20 protein-coding genes, 1 tRNA gene and 1 other annotated feature are annotated in these 24,168 nt (G+C 53.9%); of the genes, 1 reads left to right on the top strand and 20 read right to left on the bottom strand.

Annotation, left to right across the window (positions count from 1 at the left end; translation table 11 throughout):
- Window positions 1-153: 153 nt before the first annotated feature.
- The 19 genes from H7U36_RS10985 to coaBC form a co-directional block, all read right to left on the bottom strand.
- Entirely contained in the window at window positions 154-2,085 is a 1,932-nt protein-coding gene (locus H7U36_RS10985) for an ABC transporter ATP-binding protein (RefSeq protein WP_052084210.1), read from the bottom strand.
- Window positions 2,078-3,811 carry an ABC transporter ATP-binding protein gene (locus H7U36_RS10990; RefSeq protein WP_033127129.1) on the bottom strand — a complete coding sequence of 578 codons (1,734 nt, stop codon included), beginning with the start codon at window positions 3,809-3,811 and terminating at the stop codon, window positions 2,078-2,080. Before H7U36_RS10990 ends, H7U36_RS10985 begins: the two co-directional genes overlap by 8 nt.
- Entirely contained in the window at window positions 3,804-4,295 is a 492-nt protein-coding gene (locus H7U36_RS10995; RefSeq protein WP_033127130.1) for a MarR family winged helix-turn-helix transcriptional regulator, read from the bottom strand. Before H7U36_RS10995 ends, H7U36_RS10990 begins: the two co-directional genes overlap by 8 nt.
- Before the next feature lie 206 nt (window positions 4,296-4,501).
- A complete protein-coding gene (locus H7U36_RS11000) occupies window positions 4,502-4,990 on the bottom strand; it encodes a VanZ family protein (protein ID WP_033127131.1) in 489 nt (162 codons plus the stop codon).
- A 13-nt stretch (window positions 4,991-5,003) separates the two neighbouring features.
- Entirely contained in the window at window positions 5,004-6,476 is a 1,473-nt protein-coding gene (locus H7U36_RS11005; RefSeq protein WP_205148592.1) for an LCP family protein, read from the bottom strand.
- Window positions 6,477-6,592: 116 nt separating this feature from the next.
- A complete protein-coding gene (locus H7U36_RS11010; RefSeq protein WP_205156152.1) occupies window positions 6,593-7,156 on the bottom strand; it encodes an HD domain-containing protein in 564 nt (187 codons plus the stop codon).
- Between the two features lie 168 nt (window positions 7,157-7,324).
- Entirely contained in the window at window positions 7,325-11,053 is a 3,729-nt protein-coding gene (gene rpoC, locus H7U36_RS11015; protein WP_205156153.1) for a DNA-directed RNA polymerase subunit beta', read from the bottom strand.
- 14 nt (window positions 11,054-11,067) lie between these two features.
- Complete coding sequence (rpoB, locus tag H7U36_RS11020) at window positions 11,068-14,925, bottom strand: DNA-directed RNA polymerase subunit beta (RefSeq protein WP_033127134.1); 3,858 nt, start codon at window positions 14,923-14,925, stop codon at window positions 11,068-11,070.
- Window positions 14,926-15,341: 416 nt separating this feature from the next.
- Window positions 15,342-15,719 (bottom strand): 50S ribosomal protein L7/L12, encoded by a 378-nt coding sequence (gene rplL / locus H7U36_RS11025; RefSeq protein ID WP_033127135.1) that lies wholly within the window; start codon window positions 15,717-15,719, stop codon window positions 15,342-15,344.
- Between the two features lie 123 nt (window positions 15,720-15,842).
- Window positions 15,843-16,409 carry a 50S ribosomal protein L10 gene (gene rplJ, locus H7U36_RS11030; protein ID WP_033127136.1) on the bottom strand — a complete coding sequence of 189 codons (567 nt, stop codon included), beginning with the start codon at window positions 16,407-16,409 and terminating at the stop codon, window positions 15,843-15,845.
- 52 nt (window positions 16,410-16,461) lie between these two features.
- Window positions 16,462-16,607 (bottom strand) — a sequence feature (ribosomal protein L10 leader region).
- 225 nt (window positions 16,608-16,832) lie between these two features.
- Window positions 16,833-17,525, bottom strand: coding sequence for a 50S ribosomal protein L1 (rplA, locus tag H7U36_RS11035; RefSeq protein ID WP_033127137.1), 693 nt, complete (start codon window positions 17,523-17,525; stop codon window positions 16,833-16,835).
- A gap of 73 nt (window positions 17,526-17,598) precedes the next feature.
- Entirely contained in the window at window positions 17,599-18,024 is a 426-nt protein-coding gene (gene rplK, locus H7U36_RS11040; protein WP_033127138.1) for a 50S ribosomal protein L11, read from the bottom strand.
- Between the two features lie 52 nt (window positions 18,025-18,076).
- Window positions 18,077-18,592 (bottom strand): transcription termination/antitermination protein NusG, encoded by a 516-nt coding sequence (gene nusG, locus H7U36_RS11045; protein WP_033127139.1) that lies wholly within the window; start codon window positions 18,590-18,592, stop codon window positions 18,077-18,079.
- Between the two features lie 25 nt (window positions 18,593-18,617).
- The gene (gene secE / locus H7U36_RS11050; RefSeq protein ID WP_033127140.1) at window positions 18,618-18,815 is read right to left on the bottom strand and encodes a preprotein translocase subunit SecE; all 198 of its coding nucleotides are present in this window, start codon (window positions 18,813-18,815) and stop codon (window positions 18,618-18,620) included.
- Between the two features lie 24 nt (window positions 18,816-18,839).
- On the bottom strand, window positions 18,840-18,989 hold the full coding sequence (gene rpmG, locus H7U36_RS11055; RefSeq protein WP_074017771.1) for a 50S ribosomal protein L33: 150 nt from the start codon (window positions 18,987-18,989) through the stop codon (window positions 18,840-18,842).
- A gap of 409 nt (window positions 18,990-19,398) precedes the next feature.
- Window positions 19,399-19,470, bottom strand: a tRNA-Cys gene (locus H7U36_RS11060).
- Window positions 19,471-19,561: 91 nt separating this feature from the next.
- Window positions 19,562-20,644 (bottom strand): glycoside hydrolase family protein, encoded by a 1,083-nt coding sequence (locus H7U36_RS11065; RefSeq protein WP_138303027.1) that lies wholly within the window; start codon window positions 20,642-20,644, stop codon window positions 19,562-19,564.
- A gap of 11 nt (window positions 20,645-20,655) precedes the next feature.
- Entirely contained in the window at window positions 20,656-21,294 is a 639-nt protein-coding gene (locus H7U36_RS11070) for a lactate utilization protein (RefSeq protein WP_033127141.1), read from the bottom strand.
- Between the two features lie 51 nt (window positions 21,295-21,345).
- Window positions 21,346-22,536, bottom strand: coding sequence for a bifunctional phosphopantothenoylcysteine decarboxylase/phosphopantothenate--cysteine ligase CoaBC (gene coaBC / locus H7U36_RS11075; protein ID WP_205148586.1), 1,191 nt, complete (start codon window positions 22,534-22,536; stop codon window positions 21,346-21,348).
- 88 nt (window positions 22,537-22,624) lie between these two features.
- On the opposite strand from coaBC, the gene H7U36_RS11080 reads away from it, so the two are divergent.
- Window positions 22,625-23,248 (top strand): ECF transporter S component, encoded by a 624-nt coding sequence (locus H7U36_RS11080; RefSeq protein ID WP_205156154.1) that lies wholly within the window; start codon window positions 22,625-22,627, stop codon window positions 23,246-23,248.
- Between the two features lie 76 nt (window positions 23,249-23,324).
- On the opposite strand, the gene H7U36_RS11085 is transcribed toward H7U36_RS11080, so the two are convergent.
- Window positions 23,325-24,119, bottom strand: a complete 795-nt coding sequence (locus tag H7U36_RS11085; protein WP_205156163.1) for an ABC transporter ATP-binding protein — start codon at window positions 24,117-24,119, stop codon at window positions 23,325-23,327.
- Window positions 24,120-24,168 lie beyond the last annotated feature (49 nt).

Raw genomic sequence — 24,168 nt, forward strand, 5'->3', positions numbered from 1 at the left:
GGTAGTTTCTTTTAGATCTTCTTATCAGACTTACAGACACGGCAGACGCCGCAAAAGAAAAAAACTGCCAGAAATATAATACTTTGCATATATAGTAGCACATATTTCTGGCAGTTTCCATAAGCTTTTTCTTTTTATAAAATTTCTCTTTCCCTACGACAGCTCCAGCTTCCCTGTATACAGCTGATAGTAAGTACCCTTCTGGGCCAGCAGGTCCTCGTGGGTACCCCGCTCGATGATGCGGCCGTGCTCCAGCACCATGATAGCATCGCTGTTGCGGATGGTGGAGAGCCTGTGGGCAATGACAAACACGGTGCGCCCCTTCATCAAGTTATCCATACCCTTCTGCACGATACTCTCAGTTCTTGTGTCGATGCTGGAGGTCGCCTCATCCAGGATCAGCACCGGCGGGTCAGCCACGGCTGCCCGGGCAATGGCAAGGAGCTGCCGCTGTCCCTGGGAAAGCTCCTCCCCGTCGCTGGTGAGCATGGTGTCATAGCCGTGAGGCAGCATGCGGATAAATCCGTCCGCATGGGCCAGCTTCGCCGCGTTATATACTTCCTCATCTGTGGCGTCCAGCTTTCCATAACGGATGTTGTCCATGATGGTGCCTGTGAACAGGTGGGTATCCTGGAGCACAATGCCGAGGGAGTGGCGCAGGTCCGCCTTTTTGATCTTGTTGATGTTGATGCCGTCGTAACGGATCTTGCCGTCCTGCACGTCGTAGAACCGGTTGATCAGGTTGGTGATGGTGGTCTTTCCGGCTCCTGTGGATCCCACAAAGGCCAGCTTCTGTCCCGGCTTCGCGTAGAGGGTCAGGTCATGGAGCACCATATGGTCCGGCTCGTAGCCAAAGGACATATCAAAGAACCGCACGTCTCCCTTCAGCTCCGTGTAGGTGACAGTGCCGTCCGCCTGGTGGGGATGCTTCCACGCCCACATGCCGGTGCGCTCCCTGCACTCCTCAATAGTGCCGTCCGCCTTCTTTCTGGCATTGACCAGGGTCACGTAGCCTTCGTCCACCTCCGGTGCCTCATCCATCATGTTGAAGATACGCTCCGCTCCTGCCAGAGCCATGATGATGGAGTTGAACTGCTGGGCCACCTGCATGAAGGGCTGGGTAAAGCTCTTTGTGAACTGCAGGTAAGAAGCCATGACGCCCAGGGTGATGTTGCCGATGCCCATGACGGAGAGGAAGCCGCCCAGAACTGCCGTCAGCACGAACTGGAGATTGCCGATGTTTCCGATGATGGGGCCCATGATACTGGCAAAGGTGTGGGCGTTTGACGCGCTCTCGAAGAGCTTCTCGTTCAGTGCGTCAAACTCCTCCTCGGATTTCCTTTCGTGGTTGAACACCTTGACCACTCTCTGGCCGTTCATCCGCTCCTCCACAAAGCCGGTGATGTTTGCCAGGTCCAGCTGCTGCCGGACAAAATATTTGCCGCTGTTGCCGCCGATGAAGCGGGACACGGCGATCATCAGAAGGATGACCACAATGGCCAGCAGCGTCAGAATGGGGCTCAGCACCAGCATGGCGATAAAGGTGACAATGAGCATCAGCGCTGACATGAGCACCTGAGGGATAGACTGGTTGATCATCTGCCTCAGAGTGTCCGTGTCGTTCGTGTAAAGGCTCATGATCGAGCCGTTTGTATTCTGGTCAAAATAGCGGATCGGCAGAGTCTGCATATGCTCAAACATCTCATCCCTGACTCTCTTGAGCACGCCCTGTCCAATGACCACCATCGTCCTCGTGTAGAGGAAGGTAGCCACCACGCCCAGTGCAAAAATGCAGGCCAGCACAGTGAGGGCCATATAGAGCTCAGAGAAATCCGGATCCTTGTGGCCGATCAGCGGGATGATAAAGTCATCCAGCAGATAGCGCAGAGACAAGGAGACTGAGATGCTGGCAATGGAGCTGATCAAAATGCAGAACAGCACCAGCACAAACTGAACCTTGTAGGTGCTCGTCACATAGCCCAGGAGTCTCTTTGCTGTCTTCAGTGTATTCTTTGTAACTGTGGGCTTACCGCCTCTTCCGTTTCCGGCGCCGCTGCCCGCGTTGGTGTTTGCGCTGTTACTCATTTTCCGTTCCTCCTTTCACCTGTGATTCGTATACCTCGCGGTAAATTTCGTTTGTCTTCAGAAGCTCCTCGGATGTTCCGATGCCGTTGATCTGACCGTTGTCCATAACGATGATCACATCCGCATCCTCCACGGAGGAAATCCTCTGGGCGATAATGATCTTCGTCGTGTCCGGGATCTCCTCCCGGAAGGCCTTGCGGATCAGGGCGTCTGTCCTTGTGTCCACAGCGCTTGTGGAATCGTCCAGGATCAGGATCTTGGGCTTCTTGAGGAGGGCTCTGGCGATACACAGTCTCTGCTTCTGTCCGCCGGACACGTTGTTTCCGCCCTCCACGATCATGGTGTTGTAGCCTGCCGGGAACTCGCTGATAAATCCGTCCGCCTGGGCCAGACGGCACACTCTTCTCACCTCTTCATTGGAGGCCTTCTCATCGCCCCAGCGGATATTTTCGTAAATGCTTCCTGTAAAGAGGACATTTTTCTGGAGCACCATGGACACCTGGTCACGGAGCTTCTCCAGATTATACTTGCGCACATCCTGGCCGCCCACCTTCACACAGCCCCGGGTTACGTCGTAGAGACGGGGGATGAGCTGCACCAGCGTGGACTTGGCGCTTCCGGTCCCGCCGATGATGCCCACGATCTGTCCGCTCTTAATATGAAGGTTCACATCCTTCAGAGACAGGTTGCCGTCCTCGCCTGCGTAGCTGAAATCCACGTGTTCAAAGTCGATATCTCCGTTTGCCACCTCTGTCAGGGCATCCTCCCCGTCCACCATCTCCGGCACTTCCTCCAGCACCTCCTTGATACGGTCAGAGGACGCCTCAGCGATCATGATCATGACAAAGACAAAGGATACCATCATGAGGGACATGAGGATCTGCATGGCGTATACCATGATACTTGTCAGCTCGCCAGTCATCATAGTCCCGAGGACAATATCTTTTCCGCCGATGAGGACGATGAGGAGAACCACCGTGTACATGACAAAGTTCATGACCGGTGAGTTCCAGGCCACCAGCATCTCCGCCTTGGTAAACAGCTCAAATACCTTCTGTGATATCTTGTGGAATTTGCCATTCTCGTGGTCCTCACGGACGTAGGCCTTCACCACCCTGGCCGCGTTCACGTTCTCCTGCACAGTATTGTTCAGCACATCGTACTCGTCGAACACCTGGATGAAATGCGGATGTGCCTTTTTGGCGATCAGCATCAGAACGCCGCCCAGGATAGGGATTGTGACCAGCATGAGGAACGCGATCTTCAGGCTGATGGTGGCGGTCATGATCCAGGACAGAACCACCATGATAGGCGCTCTTGCCAGCATACGGATAGTGAACATGAATGCCATCTGCACGTTGGTGATATCTGTCGTCAGCCTGGTCACAAGGCTGGACGTTGAAAAATGATCAATATTTCCAAATGAAAATTCCTGGATCTTATAAAAGATGTCATGCCGCAGGTTCTTGGCATATCCGGCAGCCGCGACGGCAGCCACCTGCCCCGCCTTGGCGCCAAAGGCCAGCGACAGCATAGCCATGATGACAAGGACGATGCCCATCTTTATAATGTAATCCATGTCTCCTTCCATAATTCCGATGTCAATGATGTTTGCCATCAGAAGCGGGATCAGCACTTCCAGCAGCACCTCCAGCGTCACCAGAACAGGTGCCAGGAACGCCTGCTTCTTGTACTCCCGCACAGATTTCAGTAGTTTCCTATTCATCTGACTCTCCCTTTCTTTCCATACTTAGTTCCGTTTCCTTCTGCTTTTCTCCGCAGGTCAGATTGGAGGATATCTGCTTCAGCACGCGCACAAACACCTTCATGTCTTCCTCCGAAATGCCTTTTCTGATCTGCGCCTCTCTCCTGCGGATATTTGCCAGCAGCTTTCCCCGCAGCTTCAGGGCCTTCTCCGTGGGCACGATCCTCTTCAGTCTGGCATCCTTCTTCACCGGCTCCCGGTAGAGATAGCCCTTTTTTTCCAGAAGCTGAAGGGTTCCCGTAGCCGTGGACCTGCGGACCTTGAACTCCTTTTCCAGATCTCTCTGGAAAAGATCCCTGTGCATGGTTTCAAGCAAAATAAAATGCAGAATGTGTTTCTGCATGTTGGTGAGATCGTCCTGGCCGGGCTGCTGATCCTCGCAGGACATCTGTCTCTTCAGTTGATGGGAAACACGGTTGATCCACTTTCCTGCATCTTCCCCCATGACTCCATCCTTTCCTAATTAAATATTATGTTGTTCGGTTACTAACAATTCGGGAACTAACAATATATTATATACGAATACACTATGATGTCAACAGTATTTTTGTAAAAAACATAGAAACAAAATGTAAGATTTTTCGTGAGAATTGCGGGCAAAAAAATGCCGCGTCCATAGACACGGCATCCGAAGGGTAGTCTGCCCTTCCGTTAAATTATATTTTCTTTTTTCCTTCTGATTTTCCATCTCCTGACAAGCCACACAGCACCTATGTAAAGAACTGCCCCCGCCAGAACTCCGCAGCTGTCCAGCAGCACATCCGACAGCTGGCCGCTGCGTCCCGGGACAAAGAGCTGATGGAACTCGTCCGTGGCCGCGTAGAGAATTCCGCTGCCTGCTGCCAGGAGAAAATGTTTTCTTCCCCACAGTCCCCAGGAGGCGTACATGCCTCCAAAGAGGATTCCCAGCACTGCGTACTCCGTGGCGTGGGCGCTCTTTCGCACAAAATGGTCTATCCGCTCCGCAAAGGCGTCCTGCTGCTGCGGCGTCCACTCCCGGAAGTCCTCTACAAACAGCTCGCCCGCCAGATATCCCACGGACCGACTCATGTGTGCAGACTCATCGGCTGTCTTTGCAGAGAACCAAAAGGTAAGGCACATCCACAGGAGCACTGCCAGCGTCCATATATTTTTCTTCATATGTTCTCCGATCCTACTGTCCTGCCAGCACCTGCTGCATTTTTTCCGCGATAGCGCTGACTGAGGCCATATCCGGCTGCATGACATAGAGGAGCTGACTGCCCGATGAGAAACAGCTCTGTGTGTCCCCGGTACCTGTGACCGCAGCGGACTCAATGCTCCAGCCGGAGGGGTCTGCGATCTGCATACGAATAAACTCCGCCATCTCCTCCCGGGTCATGTTGGTCTGCACGGACTGGCTCACACCCGCCAGGATCTGATCCGCATTCCGCAAGATAGCCGGCGACATGGCCTTCTGGAGAATGGCTGTCAGCACTGCCTCCTGGTTCCTGCCCCTCTGGTTGTCCCCGTCCTCAAAGCTGTAGCGCTCTCTGGAGAAGGCAAGGGCCTGCTCTCCGTTCAGGTGGTTACTCCCCTGGACAAACTGGTACCCCCTCGCCTCAAAGGCGTACTCTGACTGCACGTCTATGCCTCCCAGGGCGTCCACGATGGTGATGAGGGAGGTAAAATTCACCCTGGCATAGTAGGTGATGTCTATCCCGTAGAGGCTCTCCAGGGTAGCCATGGAGACGTCCACCCCATAAATGCCCGCGTGGGTCAGCTTGTCCCGGGCCTCCCCCGAGACGCCCGGCAGCTGGAGGTAGTAGTCCCTGGGAGTTGTGGTGAGAAGGATCTTCTTTGTCTCCGGGTTGACAGTCATGATGATGTTCACATCGCTCCGACTGTTTGTGGAGATGTCGCCGGACACATCAATGCCGCTGATGTAAATGTTAAAGGGCTCCCTCACATCCGCCTCCTCATTTTCAATGGGGGTGTTGATGCCGTACTGGTAGAGCACCCTCACCTGGTCTGAGTAGTCCTCGATGCTCTCCCCGATTACCGCGTCAAAGGCCTGGTTGTAGATCAGCGCGTTGACATTTCCGTCCAGAAGGGCCTGGGCCATCTCCAAAACTGAGCCATACTCCGTCACATTAGGCTCTCTTCCGATATTGTCCTTCACATCCTCCACCATTGTGGACGTATTTTCCTGATCCAGCGCGCTCTGGGTCCCAAAGCGGTAATTTCTCGCGTCCGCCAGGAGCTGGGCCGGGTCATCCTTTTTGACCACGACCACCATATTGTCCGTCTTGTAGTCCGCTCCCCCCACGTCCGCCAGCAGGCGGTCTGCCTTGTACAGGTAGACCGCGCCGAACACCAGGACGGCGCTGATCAGCAGGGACAAGACGATTCCTGCCAGATGGATCCTGCCTTTTACAAACTGAAGGCCCATTGTCACGGCCTCCAACACCAGGAGGACTAGTCCCAGGGCCACTATATAGGCAGCCGGGATCAGCCCGCCCCTCCAGAGAAGGGCAAGGAAAAGGACCGAGATTATCAACTGAATTCCGGCAATGGCAATGCCCACAGAATGCACTCTCTTTTTCTCTTTTTTGTTAACTAGCCTGTCCCTCCTGTAGGGCTCGTGGTATCCGCGGTTGTATCTCATTACTCAAATCTCCTTTGTGTTATTTCTTCTGATAGTATGCATCATTTTCCGGACGTCATACTTTTCCGGACATGATATCACCGTATGTCACATCTTTCGGAAAATCATATGCTACATTACAACCCCAGCACATCCGCGATGGCGCCCATCTCCTCCAGGGCAATGTCGATCAGATCGTCCAGAGAAAGACCGGTAAATTCGATCATCTCCATGTAGTCCCTGTTGGCTCCCTTGGCAAAGCGTGCCTCGTTAAAGCGCTTCAGTACGGACTTGTGCTTTACACTGGCAATCTTTTTGTCAGGATAGATCTGGGCTACAGCCTTGATAAATCCGCTCATGGGGTCTGCCGCCAGGACAGCGTACTGGAGGTTGGTCTTTGCCTTCATGCCGCATTTCGGATTGTGTGCCTTGATGGCGTCAAAGAGCACCGGGTCGTCGATGCCCTCCTTTTTCAGTATCTCGACAGATGTGGGACCGTGGACGCTCATGTCGTGCTCCCAGTCGCACTGCTCCTCGTCCAGGTCGTGGAGAAGTCCCACGATCCCCCAGTACTCCACCTGCTCCGGCGCCAGACGCTTGGCCAGGCCCTTCATGATGGCCTCCACCGCGTAGGAGTGGGTGATGTAGTTTTCTCCCTTCATGTATTTCATCAGAATATCGTGTGCCTGCTCTCTATTCATTGTCGCTTCCTCCTTGTATAGATTTTTCTTTATAGATTTTCTATATAAATTTTCCCTGGGTTCTATCTTAACATATCCGCGGAGAAATGGCAAAGAGCGGAAGATGCCTGCGCATCTTCCGCCCCATTGCATTTATGATTGTCTGCTTTTTTATTTTGTTTAAGCATTCTACTGAAGGATGATGTCTGATTCGTCAGCCGCAGCCTCTGTCTCTGCTTCTCCCTCCGCTGTCTCCTGCTCCTCCGGCGCGGAGTTGTCTGTCTTCTCTGTCAGCTGAGCATCCGGCAGCTCATCGGCGGATACCATGTCATCCGCCAGGATCTCATCGTCCTCTTCCTCCACGGCCAGATCTGTGCTGAGCTTGACATCCCGGTACTTTCTCATACCTGTACCGGCCGGAATGTGCTTACCGATGATGACGTTCTCCTTCAGACCTACCAGCGGGTCAACCTTGCCCTTGATAGCCGCCTCTGTCAGCACCTTGGTTGTCTCCTGGAAGGAGGCTGCTGACAGGAAAGAGTTGGTTGCGAGGGAGGCCTTGGTGATACCCAGCATGATCTGCTCGCCTGTGGCCGGCTCCTTGCCCTCTGCCATGAGCTCTTTGTTCTTGTCCTCGAACTCCAGCGCATCCACCATAGTGCCCGGCAGATAGCCTGTGTCCCCGCTCTCTTCCACGCGGATCTTCTTCAGCATCTGACGCACGATGACCTCGATGTGCTTGTCGTTGATATCAACACCCTGGAGGCGGTATACGCGCTGTACCTCCTGGATCATGTAATCCTGCACAGCCCGAAGTCCCTTGATCTTCAGGATATCGTGGGGGTTCACGCTACCTTCAGTGAGCTCGTCGCCGGCCTCCAGCACCTGTCCGTCCTGGATCTTGATGCGTGATCCGTAGGGGATAAGGTAGGCCTTGGACTCGCCTGTCTCGTCGTTGGTAACGATGACCTCGCGCTTTTTCTTTGTATCGTTGATCGTTGCTTTTCCTGCAAACTCTGTGATGATGGCAAGACCCTTCGGCTTTCTGGCCTCGAAAAGCTCCTCTACACGGGGAAGACCCTGTGTGATGTCGTCTCCGGCCACACCGCCGGTGTGGAAGGTACGCATGGTCAGCTGTGTACCCGGCTCGCCGATGGACTGAGCCGCGATGATGCCGACTGCCTCACCTACCTGCACAGGCTCGCCTGTTGCCATGTTGGCGCCGTAGCACTTCGCGCACACGCCGTTGTGGCAGCGGCAGGTCAGGATGGTGCGGATCTTGATCTTCTTGGGAGTCTCACCGTTCTCGTCCACGCCCTTCTTCATGATCAGCTCTGCCCTCTTCGGCGTCACCATATGGTTGGCCTTCACGAGCACATTGCCGTCTTTATCTTTGATGCTCTCGCACAGGTAGCGCCCTGTGATACGCTCCTGCAGGCTCTCGATCTCCTCGTTGCCCTCCATAAATGCATGGACATACATGCCTGGGATCTCCTCGCCCTCCTGGCGGCAGTCCACCTCACGGATGATGAGCTCCTGAGAGACGTCTACCAGACGTCTTGTCAGGTAACCGGAGTCGGCTGTTCGAAGAGCTGTATCGGACAGACCCTTACGCGCTCCGTGGGCTGACATGAAGTACTCCAGTACGTCCAGACCCTCACGGAAGTTGGACTTGATAGGCAGCTCGATGGTACGTCCTGTCGTATCTGCCATCAGTCCACGCATGCCGGCAAGCTGTTTGATCTGCTTGTCAGAACCACGGGCTCCTGAGTCAGCCATCATGAAGATGTTGTTGTATTTATCCAGACCGGAAAGCAGCGCCTCTGTCAGGGCGTCGTCAGTTGCCTTCCATGTCTCTACGACTTCTTTGTATCGCTCCTCCTCTGTGATCAGACCACGCTTAAAGTTCTTTGTGATCCGGTCCACAGTCTCCTGCGCCTGCTCGATCATCTCCGGCTTCTGCGGCGGCACGGTCATGTCGGAAATAGACACGGTCATGGCCGCTCTTGTGGAGTATTTGTAGCCGATGGCCTTTACATTGTCCAGCACCTCTGCGGTGGCTGTGGCGCCGTGGGTGTTGATGACCTTCTCCAGGATCTGCTTGAGCTGCTTCTTGCCCACATGGAAGTCGATCTCCGGAAGGAGCTCATTTCCCTCCACCTCGCGGTCTACAAAGCCAAGGTCCTGGGGGATGATCTCGTTGAAGAGCATCCTTCCAAGAGTGGAGGCGATGGTACCTGTCTTCACGGTTCCGTCAGGCATAGTCCTGGACACACGCACCCTGATCTTGGAGTGGAGTGTCAGCGCCTGGTTCTCGTAGGCCAGGATAGCCTCGTTTACGCTCTTGAAGAACTTGCCCTCTCCCAGCGCTCCCGGTCTCTCCTGTGTCAGATAGTAGATACCGAGGACCATATCCTGTGAGGGAACGGCCACCGGTCCGCCGTCTGAAGGCTTCAGAAGGTTGTTCGGTGAGAGCAGAAGGAAACGGCACTCTGCCTGGGCCTCAACGGACAGGGGCAGATGGACAGCCATCTGGTCTCCGTCGAAGTCCGCGTTGTAGGCGGTACATACAAGGGGATGAAGCTTGATGGCTTTACCCTCTACCAGGATAGGTTCAAATGCCTGGATACCAAGCCTGTGCAGCGTAGGAGCACGGTTCAGCATGACCGGGTGCTCCTTGATGACATCCTCCAGCACATCCCATACCTCGGGCTGGAGCCTTTCCACCATCTTCTTTGCGTTCTTGATGTTGTGGGCTGTGCCGTTCTGTACCAGCTCTTTCATAACGAAGGGCTTGAACAGCTCGATGGCCATCTCCTTGGGGAGGCCGCACTGGTAGATCTTCAGCTCAGGTCCCACGACGATAACGGAACGTCCGGAGTAGTCTACACGCTTTCCAAGAAGGTTCTGACGGAAACGTCCGGATTTTCCTTTCATCATATCAGAGAGTGACTTCAGGGCGCGGTTTCCGGGTCCTGTGACCGGACGGCCCCTTCTTCCGTTGTCGATAAGGGCGTCCACCGCCTCCTGGAGCATTCTCTTCTCGTTTCTAACGATAATGTCCGGCGCGCCCAGCTCGAGCAGGCGTTTCAGACGGTTGTTTCTGTTGATGATCCTTCTGTAAAGGTCATTTAAGTCGCTGGTGGCGAAACGTCCGCCGTCCAGCTGTACCATAGGACGGAGATCCGGCGGGATCACCGGGATGGCTGTCAGGATCATCCACTCCGGCTTGTTTCCGGACTCCCGGAAGGCTTCCACTACCTCCAGGCGCTTCACGATCCTTGCCCTCTTCTGGCCGCTGGCCCCTTCCAGGCCGGCTGTCAGCTCCTCGTACTCTTTGTCCAGGTCGATGGTCTCCAGAAGCTCCTTGATGGCCTCAGCACCCATTCCCACACGGAAGGCGCTGCCCCATTTCTCTCTCGCTTCCTGGTACTCCTGCTCAGACAGCACCTGTTTGTACATCAGGTCTGTCTCGCCCTTGTCCAGCACGATGTAGGAGGCAAAGTAGAGCACCTTCTCCAGAGTCCTGGGGGACAGATCCAGGATCAGTCCCATGCGGCTCGGGATCCCCTTAAAGTACCAGATATGTGACACCGGAGCGGCCAGGGCGATATGGCCCATACGCTCGCGGCGCACGCTGGATTTCGTCACTTCGACGCCGCAGCGGTCGCAGACAACGCCTTTGTAACGGATCTTTTTATATTTACCACAATGACACTCCCAGTCCTTGCTGGGTCCGAAGATGCGCTCACAGAACAGGCCGTCCTTTTCCGGCTTCAGCGTCCTGTAGTTGATGGTCTCCGGCTTTGTGACCTCGCCTCTGGACCACTCAAGGATCTTCTCCGGTGACGCCAACCCGATCTTGATGGCGTCAAAGGTCATTGTCTGATAGGTTTGTTCCTTTTTTGTTTCCGGCATACTGGCACCCCTTCCTAAAATTCATCGTCTGATATTTCGTTAAACTCGATACCCAGATCGTCGTCCTCGGCATCGCTGTCAGGCTCTTCCACGTCCACAAGCTCCTCGCCCTGGAATTCCTGCGCAGTGTAGCCGTGGTCTCCCAGGTTCTCGTCGTCACTGTGGTATTTTCTGTCCTCGTTCATCAGTGAGCGGAAATCTGTCTCTCCCATATCCACGGTCTCCAGGATCTCCACCTCTTCGCCGCCCTGCAGCACGCGGACATCCAGCGCCAGTGACTGCAGCTCCTTGAGCAGTACCTTGAAGGCCTCGGGAATACCTGGCTCCGGAATGTTCTCCCCTTTGATGATGGCCTCGTATGTCTTCACACGCCCCACCACATCGTCGGATTTCACTGTCAGGATCTCCTGCAGTGTGTAGGATGCACCGTAGGCCTCCAGAGCCCAAACCTCCATCTCTCCGAAACGCTGTCCGCCGAACTGGGCTTTTCCTCCCAGAGGCTGCTGTGTTACCAGTGAGTAGGGGCCGGTAGAGCGGGCATGGATCTTGTCGTCTACCAGGTGGTGCAGCTTCAGATAGTGCATGTGCCCGATGGTAACCGGGCTGTCGAAGAACTCGCCGGTACGGCCGTCCCGCAGACGCACCTTACCGTCTCTGGAGATGGGAACCCCCTTCCACAGCTCTCTGTGGTCTCTGTTGTCAGAGAGATACTGGAGTACCTCCGGGAGCAGCTCCTCTTTGTGTTTTGCCTCAAACTCTTCCCAGCTCAAGTTCACGTAGTCGTTGGCCAGATCCAGAGTGTCCATGATATCGTTCTCGTCAGCTCCGTCAAATACCGGTGTGGCAATGTTGAAGCCCAGGGCCTTGGCAGCCAGCGACAGATGGATCTCCAGCACCTGTCCGATGTTCATACGGGAAGGCACGCCCAGCGGGTTCAGCACGATGTCCAGAGGACGTCCGTTTGGCAGGAAGGGCATATCCTCCACGGGAAGCACACGGGAAACGACACCCTTGTTTCCGTGACGTCCGGCCATCTTGTCACCCACGGAGATCTTTCTCTTCTGGGCAATGTAGATGCGGACCGCCTGGTTCACGCCGGGTGACAGCTCGTCGCCGTTCTCCCTTGTAAACACTTTGGCATCCACCACGATACCGTACTCGCCGTGGGGTACCTTCAGGGAGGTGTCTCTCACCTCTCTGGCCTTCTCGCCAAAGATGGCGCGCAGAAGTCTCTCCTCCGCTGTCAGCTCTGTCTCTCCCTTGGGAGTTACTTTTCCGACAAGGATATCGCCTGCGCGGACCTCAGCGCCGATGCGGATGATTCCTCTCTCATCCAGGTTCTTCAGGGCGTCATCACCCACGCCGGGGATGTCCCTTGTGATCTCCTCAGGTCCCAGCTTGGTGTCGCGGGCCTCCGCCTCGTACTCTTCTATATGAATGGATGTGTAAACGTCGTCCTGTACCAGCCTCTCGCTTAAGAGAACCGCGTCCTCGTAGTTGTAGCCCTCCCATGTCATGAAGCCGATGAGGGGGTTCTTTCCAAGGGCCATCTCGCCGTTGGATGTGGAAGGTCCGTCCGCGATGACTTCACCCTTCTCCACCCGGTCGCCCTTGAAGACGATAGGTCTCTGGTTGTAGCAGTTGCTCTGGTTGCTTCGCTGGAACTTGGTCAGCTTGTATTTCTTAAGCATGCCGTCATCCTGACGGATGGTGATCTCATTAGAGGTGGAGCGCTCTACAACGCCGCCCTCCTCTGCCAGCACGCACACGCCGGAGTCAACAGCTGCCTTCTCCTCCATACCTGTACCAACCACAGGGGCCTCGGTCATGAGAAGCGGCACTGCCTGGCGCTGCATGTTGGATCCCATCAGCGCACGGTTGGCGTCGTCGTTCTGCAGGAAGGGGATCAGGGCTGTCGCCACGGAGAACACCATCTTCGGGGACACGTCCATGTAGTCGAACATGGAGCGCTCATACTCCTGTGTCTCCTCCCGGTAACGACCGGACACATTTTTGTGTACGAAATGACCTTCCTCATCCAGAGGCGTGTTCGCCTGCGCCACATGATAGTTGTCCTCTTCATCTGCTGTCATGTAGACAACTTCGTCTGTGACTCTCGGATTTTTCGGGTCAGATTTATCTATTTTTCTGTACGGAGCCTCAACAAATCCGTACTGGTTGATCCTCGCGTAGCATGCGAGGGAGTTGATCAGACCGATGTTGGGTCCCTCAGGCGTCTCGATGGGGCACATTCTTCCGTAGTGGGAATAATGTACGTCGCGGACCTCAAATCCGGCACGGTCTCTGGACAGACCGCCAGGTCCGAGGGCGGACAGACGTCTCTTGTGAGTCAGCTCGCCCAGAGGGTTGTTCTGATCCATGAACTGGGACAGCTGGGAGGATCCGAAGAACTCCTTCACAGCAGCGGTCACAGGCTTGATATTGATCAGGGACTGGGGTGAAATGCCCTCCAGATCCTGTGTGGTCATCCTCTCTCGAACCACTCTCTCCAGACGGGACAGACCGATCCTGTACTGGTTCTGGAGCAGCTCGCCCACGGCGCGGATACGACGGTTGCCCAGGTGGTCGATGTCATCGTCATTTCCAAGGCCGTACTCCAGATGGATATTATAGTTAATGGAAGCAAGAATATCTTCCTTTGTAATATGCTTCGGGATCAGGTCGTGGATATCCCGCTTGATGGCGCTCTTGAGCTCGTCGATATCCCCTGCCGTCTCCTCCAGAAGCCCGGACAGCACAGGATAGTATACCAGCTCTGTCACGCCCACTTCCTTGGGATCAATGTCCACGATGGACTGCAGGTCCACCATCATGTTGGAGAGGACTTTTACCTTTCTCTCCTCCTCCGGCCTGTCGATCCACACGTAGGGAATGGCCGCGTTCTGGATGTCGTCCGCCATCTCTCTTGTCAGCTTGGTGCCCGCCTCGGCAATCACCTCTCCGGTGATGGGGCTCACCGCGTCCTCGGCCAGCACGTGACCTGCGATGCGGTTTCTCAGCATCAGCTTCTTGTTGAATTTATAGCGTCCGACTTTGGCAAGGTCGTAGCGTCTCGGATCAAAGAACATGCTTGTGATCAGGCTCTCCGCGCTGTCCACCGCGAGCGGCTCGCCGGGACGGATCTTCTTGTACAGCTCGAGAAGACCTTCCTGGTAGTTTGTAGCAGCATCCTTCTCAAAGCTGGCCAGGATCTTGGGCTCCTCGCCGAACAGGTCAATGATCTCGGGATTGGTCCCAATGCCGAGGGCGCGGATCAGCACAGTGATCGGCACCTTCCTTGTTCTGTCTACACGCACATAGAAAACGTCATTTGAATCTGTCTCATATTCCAGCCATGCTCCCCGGTTTGGAATGACAGTGGAGGAAAACAGTCTTTTACCCAGCTTGTCATGCGCGATGCCGTAGTAGATACCGGGCGAACGCACGAGCTGGCTTACGATAACTCGCTCTGCACCATTGATCACAAAAGTTCCCGTCGCTGTCATCAGCGGCAGGTCTCCCATGAAGATCTCATGCTCATTGATCTCGTCTGTCTCCTTGTTGTGAAGCCTTACGCGCACCTTCAGCGGGGCCGCATAGGTGGCATCGCGCTCCTTACACTCCTCGATCGAGTACTTTACGTCTTTCTCGCACAAGGTGAAATCCACAAACTCCAGGCTGAGCTTGCCGCTGTAGTCTGTGATCGGAGAAATGTCATCAAATACTTCTTTTAATCCCTCGTCAAGGAACCACTGATAGGAGTCTTTCTGGACTTCGATCAGGTTGGGCATCTGAAGCACTTCTTTTTGCCTGGAATAGCTCATGCGGGAATTTTTTCCACTTTTAATAGGACGAATTCTGTTTTTCTCCATATGACGTTTCACTCCTCGTTTATTTTTTGTGAGGTTTAACCGAGCAAACCCCCTGTTTTTATTACACTCTCGCACATTGTGCCATCGATAATGACACAGTTTTTCATAATGATGCACCCTATATAATACAACAAGCCCTGGAGGGGTGTCAAGGACTTTTTTAATTTCAGACGTAATACTTTTGAAAAGTATTACGTCTGAAATTAAGTCAACCGGTGTATCGTTGTGCATGTATCCCCGGGGAATTGTGTCCCAACAGACACAATTCCCGATCCCGCCGCATTTCCGCTTCCAACAAAAGCGCGAAAAAAGGCCGCTTGCGGGTCTTCTGTTGTAAAACCCTCAAGCGGTCCTCTCTGTTTTTTATAAACAATTTGTCATGTTCAAATTTATATGCTTTGCTCTGAACACTTGAATTATTTAAGGTTAACCTCTGCGCCCTCAGCCTCGAGTTTAGCCTTGATCTCCTCAGCCTCAGCCTTGGAAGCGCCCTCTTTAACAACCTTCGGTGCGCCGTCAACAAGCTCTTTAGCCTCTTTCAGGCCAAGACCTGTGATCTCACGAACAACCTTGATAACCTTAACCTTGGAAGCGCCTGCTGCTACAAGCTCTACATCAAACTCGTCCTTCTCCTCTGCTGCTGCAGCTCCGTCTCCGGCTGCTGCCGCAACTACAACGCCTGCTGCTGCAGATACGCCGAACTCTTCTTCGCATGCTTTAACTAACTCGTTTAATTCTAATACTGATAACTCTTTGATCGCATCGATCATTTCAGCTGTTGTTAACTTAGCCATTTCATTGTCCTCCATTAATTTCTTTTTGATTTTTTAATCTTCCAAACCCTGTTTGGTGTCTCTGCTGGCTGCTGTCAGGCAGCTGCCAGTCGTCTGCTTTTCCTGTCAGACTCAAACCGCTGATTACTCAGCCGGTGTCTCTGCTGCCTCTGCTGCGGGAGCTTCCTCAGCCGGAGCCTCTGCGCTCTCCTCTGCAGGAGCGGCCTCTCCACCCTGCTCTGCGATCTGCTTGATAACGCGAGCAAAGTTTGTGATCGGTGACTGCATGCTTCCAAGCAGTCTGGAGAGAAGCTCTTCTCTTGACGGGATCTTAGCCAGTTCAGTCAGTCCAGCAACGTCGTAAACTGTTCCTTCGACAACACCGCCCTTTAACTCAAGAGCCTTTGCATCCTTAGCGAATTTGCACAGGATCCTTGCCGGAGCTGTAGCGTCATCCTTAGAGATGGCGATAGCGCTGGGGCCTTCCAGATGCTCTTCCAGAGCAGCGAACTCTGTTCCCTCAAAAGCTCTCTTCATCATTGTGTTCTTGCAGACTTTGTAGATGATACCAGCTTCTCTTAACTGCTTACGGAGCTCTGTGTCCTGAGCAACAGTTAATCCGCGGTAGTCAACCAGCACGACTGACTCAGCGCCTGTGATGTCATCAACAATCGCCTGAACGATAGGCTGTTTTAACTCAACTTTTGCCACGAATGGTGCACCTCCTTGTTAGATTTTGGTTCTTGCACCGCCGACAGATTGATGGCTGAATAAAAATCCCCTCTGCGCCCAAAGACACAGAGGGGTAGAAATTCATACACAACGTACTAAATCTATTCTTCCTCGGCAGGCGTTTTCATACTTACGCTTTTCAGCACCTGCTGTCTTCGGCAGTTACTACTGTAATTTAGCACACTTGTTTATACTTGTCAATGTATTTTTCAACTTTTTCCGGTTTTTTATAGCTCTACACCGGGTATTACTCGGTTTTTCTGCGCCTGCTTCTGACTGCCGCGCAGACCGCCACAGCTCCTGCCACCACACTCTCTGGCAGTGCAACAGAAAAACACCCCGGGCACTGTTCTCAAAACAATGTCTCCGGGGTGTGTATATGCGTCAATCTCTGCTCTCTGATTAAGCCAGCTTAACCGGATTAAGCTTCACGCCAGGTCCCATTGTAGATGTAAGTGTCACGCTCTTTAAGAACTGACCCTTTACAGCTGCCGGTCTGGCCTTGTTGATCGCATCAATAAGCGTCTGGAAGTTGTCTGCAAGCTGCTCCTCGGTAAAGGAAGCCTTACCGATCGGCACGTGGATAATGTTTGTCTTGTCAAGTCTGTATTCGATCTTACCAGCTTTGATGTCCTGGATTGCCTTTGTAACATCCATGGTTACTGTTCCAGCCTTCGGGTTCGGCATCAGGCCCTTGGGTCCAAGTACACGTCCGAGACGTCCAACAACGCCCATCATGTCTGGTGTAGCAACTACTACGTCGAACTCAAACCAGTTCTCGTTCTGGATCTTCGGGATCAGCTCATCGCCGCCTACGTAGTCAGCGCCTGCTGCCTTTGCCTCCTCAGCCTTTGCGTCTTTCGCAAACACGAGGATGCGCACCTTCTTACCAGTTCCGTGGGGCAGTACAACGGCGCCGCGGATCTGCTGATCAGCGTGACGTCCGTCACAGCCTGTTCTGATGTGAGCCTCAATAGTCTCATCGAATTTTGCCACTGCTGTCTTCTTTACTAAAGAAATTGCCTCTTCTTTGTCGTAGAGTGTTCCTCTCTCGATAGCTTTTGCAGCTTCTGTATATTTCTTTCCTCTTTTCATTTTAAAAAATACCTCCTTGTGGTAATGTCGGGATAACCCTCCCACTTACTGTTCCTGTTGACTCAAATCGCTCTTACTCTTCTACTGTAACACCCATGCTCCTGCATGTACCTGCGATCATGCTCATAGCTGCCTCAAGGCTTGCTGCGTTCAGGTCAGGCATCTTTGTCTCAGCGATCTCCTGAAGCTGAGCCTTTGTGATCTTTGCAACTTTCTGTTTGTTCGGCACACCGGAACCGGATTTCAGATTGCAGGCCTTCTTGATCAGGACTGCTGCCGGAGGTGTCTTTGTAACGAAGCTGAAGCTTCTGTCGTTGTAAACGGTGATTACTACAGGGATAATCAGATCTCCCTGGTCAGCTGTCTTTGCGTTGAACTGCTTTGTGAACTCAACAATGTTAACTCCGTGCTGTCCAAGTGCAGGTCCGACCGGAGGAGCCGGAGTTGCCTTGCCGGCAGGAATCTGTAATTTGATATAACCTTCTACTTTTTTTGCCATTTTCATTACCTCCTTGTGGTATTGTCGGGACGGACGTCCCTCCCACTACTGACTACAATTTTTTCACTTCAGCGAAACTTATTTCTACTGGCGTTTCGCGGCCAAACAGCTCAACATTGATGGTCAGGCTCTGCTTAGCGGCATTGATGGACTGCACAACACCCACTGTATCCGCCCATGCACCGGCGATGACCTTGACGCTGTCGCCCACCTCGTAATCCACCACGTAATTCTCGCGCCGGATGCCAAGGGGCGCCATCTCCTCGTCTGTCAGGGGTACCGGCTTGGAGCCAGGTCCCACAAACCCTGTCACACCTCTTGTGTTGCGGACCACATACCATGTGTCGTCATTCATGATCATGTGAATGAGCACATAGCCGGGGAACATCTTTTTCTGTGTTACCTTCTGCACCCCGTTCTTCGTCTCCACAACATCCTCCAGTGGAACCCGCACCTCCAGGATCTGCGCCTCCAGATGTCTGTTCTCCACTGTCTTGTCAATGTTGGCCTTCACTTTGTTCTCATACCCGGAATAGGTATGAACAACGTACCATTTTGCCTCTGACATATAATCACCTTTCTTGCTTACAGTCTTACAGTCCTACTAAAAAATCTACTCCGTTCTGCGCAAGGAAATCGATGATCGCGATGATGATCCCCAGCACGACGGATACGGAAACAACCGCTGCTGTCTGTTTAGCAAGTGTCACCTTGTCTGGCCAGATGATCTTTTTGAATTCTGAGCTAAGACCCTTGAACCAGCTTTTCTTCTGAGTTTTTTCCTTACTCACGACATTCACTCCTTTTGCCAGCGACTATTTTGTTTCTTTGTGCAATGTGTGTGATTTACAGAATCTGCAGTATTTCTTTGTTTCCATGCGCTCCGGATGAGTTTTCTTATCCTTCGTCATGTTGTAGTTACGATGCTTGCACTCTGTACACTCTAATGTAATTCTTGTACGCACAACTTCCACCTCGCTTCATTTTCTTAATGTTGACGTGTTGCCCCGGCGGTCTTGAACCGGGCGCCTTAAATTTAGGCATAAAAAAAAGACCTGCTTCCATCGCCACAATAATATACCATAGTATAGCGTTGGAAGTCAAGCCTGTTTTTTGGGGCATGCTTTGTCTGTGTTTTTTGGAGCATGCTTTGTCTGTGCTTTTCCTTAATCCAGTTCCTTACATATTTAAATATAATTTAAATATAAGCCTTCTGCCTTTTCCCGTCCTGCTGTAGAGATACTCCGCGGCCCGGCCAAGGAAGTACCACAGAAGCTCTTCTTTGTTTCGCAGCATGAGCCTTTAAGTAAATATTTGTATATGAAAAAGAAAAATACCAGCTCTTGGCTGATATTTCTCTCACTTCTCTATAAGAGGCGCAGACCGGATTTGAACCGGTGAATCGAGGTGTTGCAGACCTGTGCCTTACCACTTGGCTACTGCGCCACAGTGTCCCGTTTTTGCGGAACACTCATATTATAGCAAACTGAAACCCATTCGTCAATGAAAAGATTTAGAAATTTTCAGGAGAAATTTTTCAGAGCTCTGTCTGCTTCCCATAATACTGTTCTCTCGCGAACCGGTTGAGGGCCTCGCCGTCAAAGGGAACCACGATCACTTTGCTGGCGTGGCCGTCGTTTCCCTTGTCCTCCTCCTTGGGCAGATCCAGGACAGCGAAGGTCATGGCCTTCACGATCCCGTACTCCATGTATACACCGGGCCGCTCGATCTTATCCCACCTGTTGACCACATCAGAATTTTCATATCTCAGGAAATCCACAGTGGGCGAGTAGGCAATCCCGTCCGCCAGCTTCCAGCTGTCCAGTCCATTCTCGGAAATGATGTAAAAGGCCTTTCTGGTGCTCCACTGGTTCACCACACAGTGATACAGGCCGCCGCTGTACCAGAGCACCGGATCCTCCATGTTCACCGTGGGCAGGCCCTCCACCTGAGGCCAGAGATTTTCCTGCTCCAGCTGGAAGGTGTCCAGGATACTGCCCCGGCACAGGGCGATGAGTCCATCTCTGTTCAGCAGCTCGTAGGCCCCGTCCGGCCGCAGGATGATGCAGATGTTGGCCCGGAAGAAATATCCCCGGTCCAGCTTCACCGGCCCCCGGTACACCCATCTTCCCCCGTCCAGGCTGTCCGTGGTAAAAATATCTCCCGGCCGGGTGTCGCTGACAATCGCTGCGTATTTCCCTGCCGGATCGTCCTCCCGCAGCCGGAAGACGTACACATTGTGCCCCAGTCCTCCCTGGCTGTCCGGCCAGAGCACCCGCTCCCTCTGGTTATAGGGGCCGTACAGGCAGTCGCTGACCGCCTCCACGGCCAGGGAGCCACTCCAGCCCCCTTCTCCGTTTACCTTCTCAAACCCATCCGCCTCGTTCCAGCGGCTGGCAAACAGATGATACTTTCCGCACCCATCCTCGTCGCGCAGGATCGTCCCGTCCCAGTATGTATAATTCACCTTGCCGGTCAGGGCCGGATCCTCCAGCACCTTGTCCTCCAGTCCATTGTCCTGGTCTCTGGGGATAACGCCCCTGGCTCCCCAGCAGCTCTCCTCAAGCTTTCCCACCACAGGCATGGGGAGAAAGCAGTCCATAAACTGTCTGATCTCCATTTTCTGTCTCCTTAAAATCCCATCTCATCGTTCACAAGGATCACCTTGATCCTGCCTTTTTCTTTGGAGTACCTTGTCACAAGCACCTGGCAGCACACCGTGTCCGGGGATTTGCAGTTTGCGCATACGCCTGTCCTGGAGCAGGGCGTGTCCAGCCCGAACCTCTGGGCATTGATAGGCGCCGCCTCATGGCGAGCTCTGGACACAGCGTCCTCCACGCTCTTTACCAGCTTGTTCATACCCACGATCATGATTACATTGGCAGGTCCCCAGGAAATGCAGGCCACTCTGTTGGCTGTCCCGTCCACATTGACAAGGACGCCGTCCTCTGTGATGGCATTCGTGCTGCACAGGAAATAGTCGCTGTCAAAGATCTGAAGCTGCGTCTTTCTCTTTTCCTCCGGCGTCTTGCAGGTATCCCGGTTATAGACCGTATAATTTCCGGAGCAGACCGCGTCCAGAAGCCCCATCTCCTTGATGGACATGGAACCGCCCCAGCCCACGGAGCTGCCCTCCGGGATCAGCTCCAGCGCCTTTTTCAGCGCTTCCTCTTTAGACTGCGCATAGTAGCCCTCCATATTCCTTGACTCCAGGCCCTTGATCACCCTCTGAGCCGCCAGTTCATTTCTCTTTCTTCTGTTTGCATCCATATGTAATACCTCCTTTTATTATCTCCATTATAGCGCGGAACTGTCTCCCTGTTAAATGCGGGCCAGGATCTCGTCCAGCAGCCTTACTGCCACCTCATCCTTGCTCATGAGCTCCAGCTCTTTTTCCATATCTGCCGTGATGATGGTCACCACGTTGGTGTCTGTCCCAAAGCCGGCCCCCTGCACCTTCAGGTTATTTGCCACGATCATGTCCAGGTTTTTCCTCGCCAGCTTGGCCCGGGAGTTCTCCAGCATGTTCTGGGTCTCCATGGAAAATCCGCAGAGGAACTGTCCCGGTCTCTTGTGCTGCCCGAGATACCCCAGGATATCGTCGGTCCTCTCCATGGCGATGGCCAGGTCGCCGTCGGACTTCTTGATCTTCTCGTCGCTTGTAACTGCCGGGCGGTAGTCGGCCACCGCCGCGGCCTTGATAACCACATCCATATCTCCGCTCCTTGCCACCACGGCCTCGTACATGTCCCTGGCCGACACCACCGGGACCACATCCACAAAGAGAGGGGGCTCCAGGGCCGTCTGCCCGGTCACGAGGGTCACCTTGGCTCCCCGCAGGGCGCAGATCTTCGCAATGCTGTAGCCCATCCGCCCGGTGGAGTGGTTGGTGATGTACCGCACCGGATCGATCCGCTCCTGGGTGGGTCCCGCCGTCACAAGAACCTTCTTTCCCTCCATATCCTTCGGGAAGGCACAGGCCATGAGCACGTACTGGAAGAGGACGTCCGGCTCCGGCATTTTCCCCTTGCCCACGTCCCCGCAGGCCAGCCGGCCTGCTGCCGGCTCCACCACAGTCATGCCATATTTTCTCAGCTTTTCCAGATTGTCCTGGGTCACCGGATTGTCGTACATCCGGGTATTCATGGCGGGCACCACGATCTTGGGACAGTCGCAGGCCAGCACCGTGGTGGTCAGCATATCGTCCGCGATCCCGCAGGCCAGCTTGGCGATCACGTTGGCCGTGGCCGGCGCGATGATCACCGCATCCGCCCGGGAGGCCAGGGAGACATGCTCCGTGCTGTACTCGTGGTTCCGGTCAAATGTATCTGTATGACATCTCTGGTTCGTCAGTCCCTCGAAGGTCAGAGGAGAGATGAACTCTCTTGCGTGATCCGTCATGATCACCTGCACATCCGCCCCGGCCTTTATGAGAAGGCTCGTCAGATAGGCGCTCTTGTATGCGGCGATCCCTCCCGTCACCCCCAGGATCACTGTCTTTCCTTTCAGCATATTGTCAAATCCTTCCTTTCATGCTATACTTTCCGCGTAATTGTATTATATCCCGACAGCGGGAATGATAACAAGGAGGAATTGAATAATGAAAGAAAAAAAACGTGACACCAGATGGATGGTCTGTGTTGCACTTATGGCAGCAATCGTCATCGTCCTCGCGAACACACCGCTTGGCATGATCCAGCTCCCGGTAATTAAGGCGACAACAGTACACATTCCCGTCATCATCGGAGCTGTGCTCCTGGGCCCTCTGGCCGGCGGCATTTTAGGCGGCGTCTTCGGTATCTGCTCTCTTATAAGCAACACCATGGCACCCACCCTTCTGTCCTTTGCCTTCTCGCCCTTTATGAGCACCACCGGACTTCCCGGCGTTCTGAAAGCCCTCTGGATCTCCGTGGGATGCCGCATCCTCATCGGCGTGGTATCCGGCTGGCTGTGGAAGCTCTTCGAGAAGGTTCATTTGAACCAGACTATCGCCCTTCCCATCACCGGATTTGTGGGCGCCATGGTCAACACAGTGACTGTCATGGGCAGCATTTACCTGCTCTTCGCCCAGCAGTACGCCCAGGCGCAGAACGTAGGCATCACAGCCGTGTGGGGCCTGATCATGGGAACCATCACTGCCTCCGGCATCCCGGAAGCTATCGCCTCGGCGGTTCTCGTGCTGGCACTGGGAAAGGTTTTACTGAGATTTATGAAAAGAATATAAGTTTTTTGCTGTCCGGCGTAGTCCGGGCAGCATTTTTTCAGTTCCGCAGCACATCCACAAGGTCTCGCTCTCCCCTCTACCTCCCCGCCGCGCCGCTGAACTCGCAGTCCCCCAGCCGTTCCTCCGGCAGGTGGCAGGTTCTTCTCTCCCTCTCCACAAGCTGCTCCACAAAGGGCGTGGCGGGCCTGCTGAGGAGCTCCGCCGGAGGGGCGTACTGCTGGATTTCCCCCTGATCCAGGACCAGTACCTTGGTCCCCAGCTTCAGCGCCTCGCCGATGTCGTGGGTCACAAAGAGCACTGTGATCCCGGTCTCCCTGTAGATCCGTAGGAGCTCCTCCTGGAGCTGGCCTCTGGTAATCTCATCCACAGCGCCGAAGGGCTCATCCATGAGCAGGATCTCCGGGGATGCGGCCAGCGCCCGGGCGATCCCCACCCTCTGCTGCTGCCCGCCGGAGAGCTCTGCCGGGTACCTCTCCTTCAGTTCCTCATCAAGCCCCACAATCTTCATCCACTTTGACACTGCCGCCTTTGTCCTGGCTCTGTCCCGGCCATTCAACAGGCTGGGCACATAGGAAATATTCTGCTCCACCGTCATGTGGGGAAACAGGACGCTCCCCTGGATGGCGTAGCCGATCCCCCGGCGCAGCCGGGTCTGGTCCTTGTCCCGGATGTTCTCCCCGTGGATGAGAATGTCACCCGCATCGGGCCGGATCAGCCCGTTCACCATCTTCAGCGCCGTAGTCTTGCCGCAGCCGGAGGAGCCGATGATGGTGACAAACTCTCCCTTTCTCACCTGGAGGCTGAAATGCTCCATGACCACCTTTTCCCCGTATATCTTTTTGATGTCCTTAAATTCGATTTCTATATTCATTTCTGTATTCGTTACTGTATTCATCTCTGTACTCATCCTTGCATCCTCC

This window comes from Faecalicatena fissicatena (genome assembly GCF_016900595.1).
GTDB lineage: Bacteria > Bacillota > Clostridia > Lachnospirales > Lachnospiraceae > Claveliimonas > Claveliimonas intestinigallinarum.

Bases quoted from the DNA above. Each gene is read 5' to 3' on its own strand.
- nusG (WP_033127139.1), bottom strand. From the start codon at position 18,592: ATGTCAGAGGCAAAATGGTACGTTGTTCATACCTATTCCGGGTATGAG.
- H7U36_RS11065 (WP_138303027.1), bottom strand. From the start codon at position 20,644: ATGGAGATCAGACAGTTTATGGACTGCTTTCTCCCCATGCCTGTGGTG.
- H7U36_RS11080 (WP_205156154.1), top strand. From the start codon at position 22,625: ATGAAAGAAAAAAAACGTGACACCAGATGGATGGTCTGTGTTGCACTT.
- H7U36_RS11070 (WP_033127141.1), bottom strand. From the start codon at position 21,294: ATGGATGCAAACAGAAGAAAGAGAAATGAACTGGCGGCTCAGAGGGTG.
- H7U36_RS11010 (WP_205156152.1), bottom strand. From the start codon at position 7,156: ATGAATAGAGAGCAGGCACACGATATTCTGATGAAATACATGAAGGGA.
- rplL (WP_033127135.1), bottom strand. From the start codon at position 15,719: ATGGCTAAGTTAACAACAGCTGAAATGATCGATGCGATCAAAGAGTTA.
- H7U36_RS10985 (WP_052084210.1), bottom strand. From the start codon at position 2,085: ATGAGTAACAGCGCAAACACCAACGCGGGCAGCGGCGCCGGAAACGGA.
- rpoC (WP_205156153.1), bottom strand. From the start codon at position 11,053: ATGCCGGAAACAAAAAAGGAACAAACCTATCAGACAATGACCTTTGAC.
- H7U36_RS11005 (WP_205148592.1), bottom strand. From the start codon at position 6,476: ATGAGATACAACCGCGGATACCACGAGCCCTACAGGAGGGACAGGCTA.
- H7U36_RS10990 (WP_033127129.1), bottom strand. From the start codon at position 3,811: ATGAATAGGAAACTACTGAAATCTGTGCGGGAGTACAAGAAGCAGGCG.
- coaBC (WP_205148586.1), bottom strand. From the start codon at position 22,536: ATGCTGAAAGGAAAGACAGTGATCCTGGGGGTGACGGGAGGGATCGCC.
- H7U36_RS11000 (WP_033127131.1), bottom strand. From the start codon at position 4,990: ATGAAGAAAAATATATGGACGCTGGCAGTGCTCCTGTGGATGTGCCTT.
- H7U36_RS11085 (WP_205156163.1), bottom strand. From the start codon at position 24,119: ATGAATATAGAAATCGAATTTAAGGACATCAAAAAGATATACGGGGAA.
- H7U36_RS10995 (WP_033127130.1), bottom strand. From the start codon at position 4,295: ATGGGGGAAGATGCAGGAAAGTGGATCAACCGTGTTTCCCATCAACTG.
- rplA (WP_033127137.1), bottom strand. From the start codon at position 17,525: ATGAAAAGAGGAAAGAAATATACAGAAGCTGCAAAAGCTATCGAGAGA.
- rplK (WP_033127138.1), bottom strand. From the start codon at position 18,024: ATGGCAAAAAAAGTAGAAGGTTATATCAAATTACAGATTCCTGCCGGC.
- rpoB (WP_033127134.1), bottom strand. From the start codon at position 14,925: ATGGAGAAAAACAGAATTCGTCCTATTAAAAGTGGAAAAAATTCCCGC.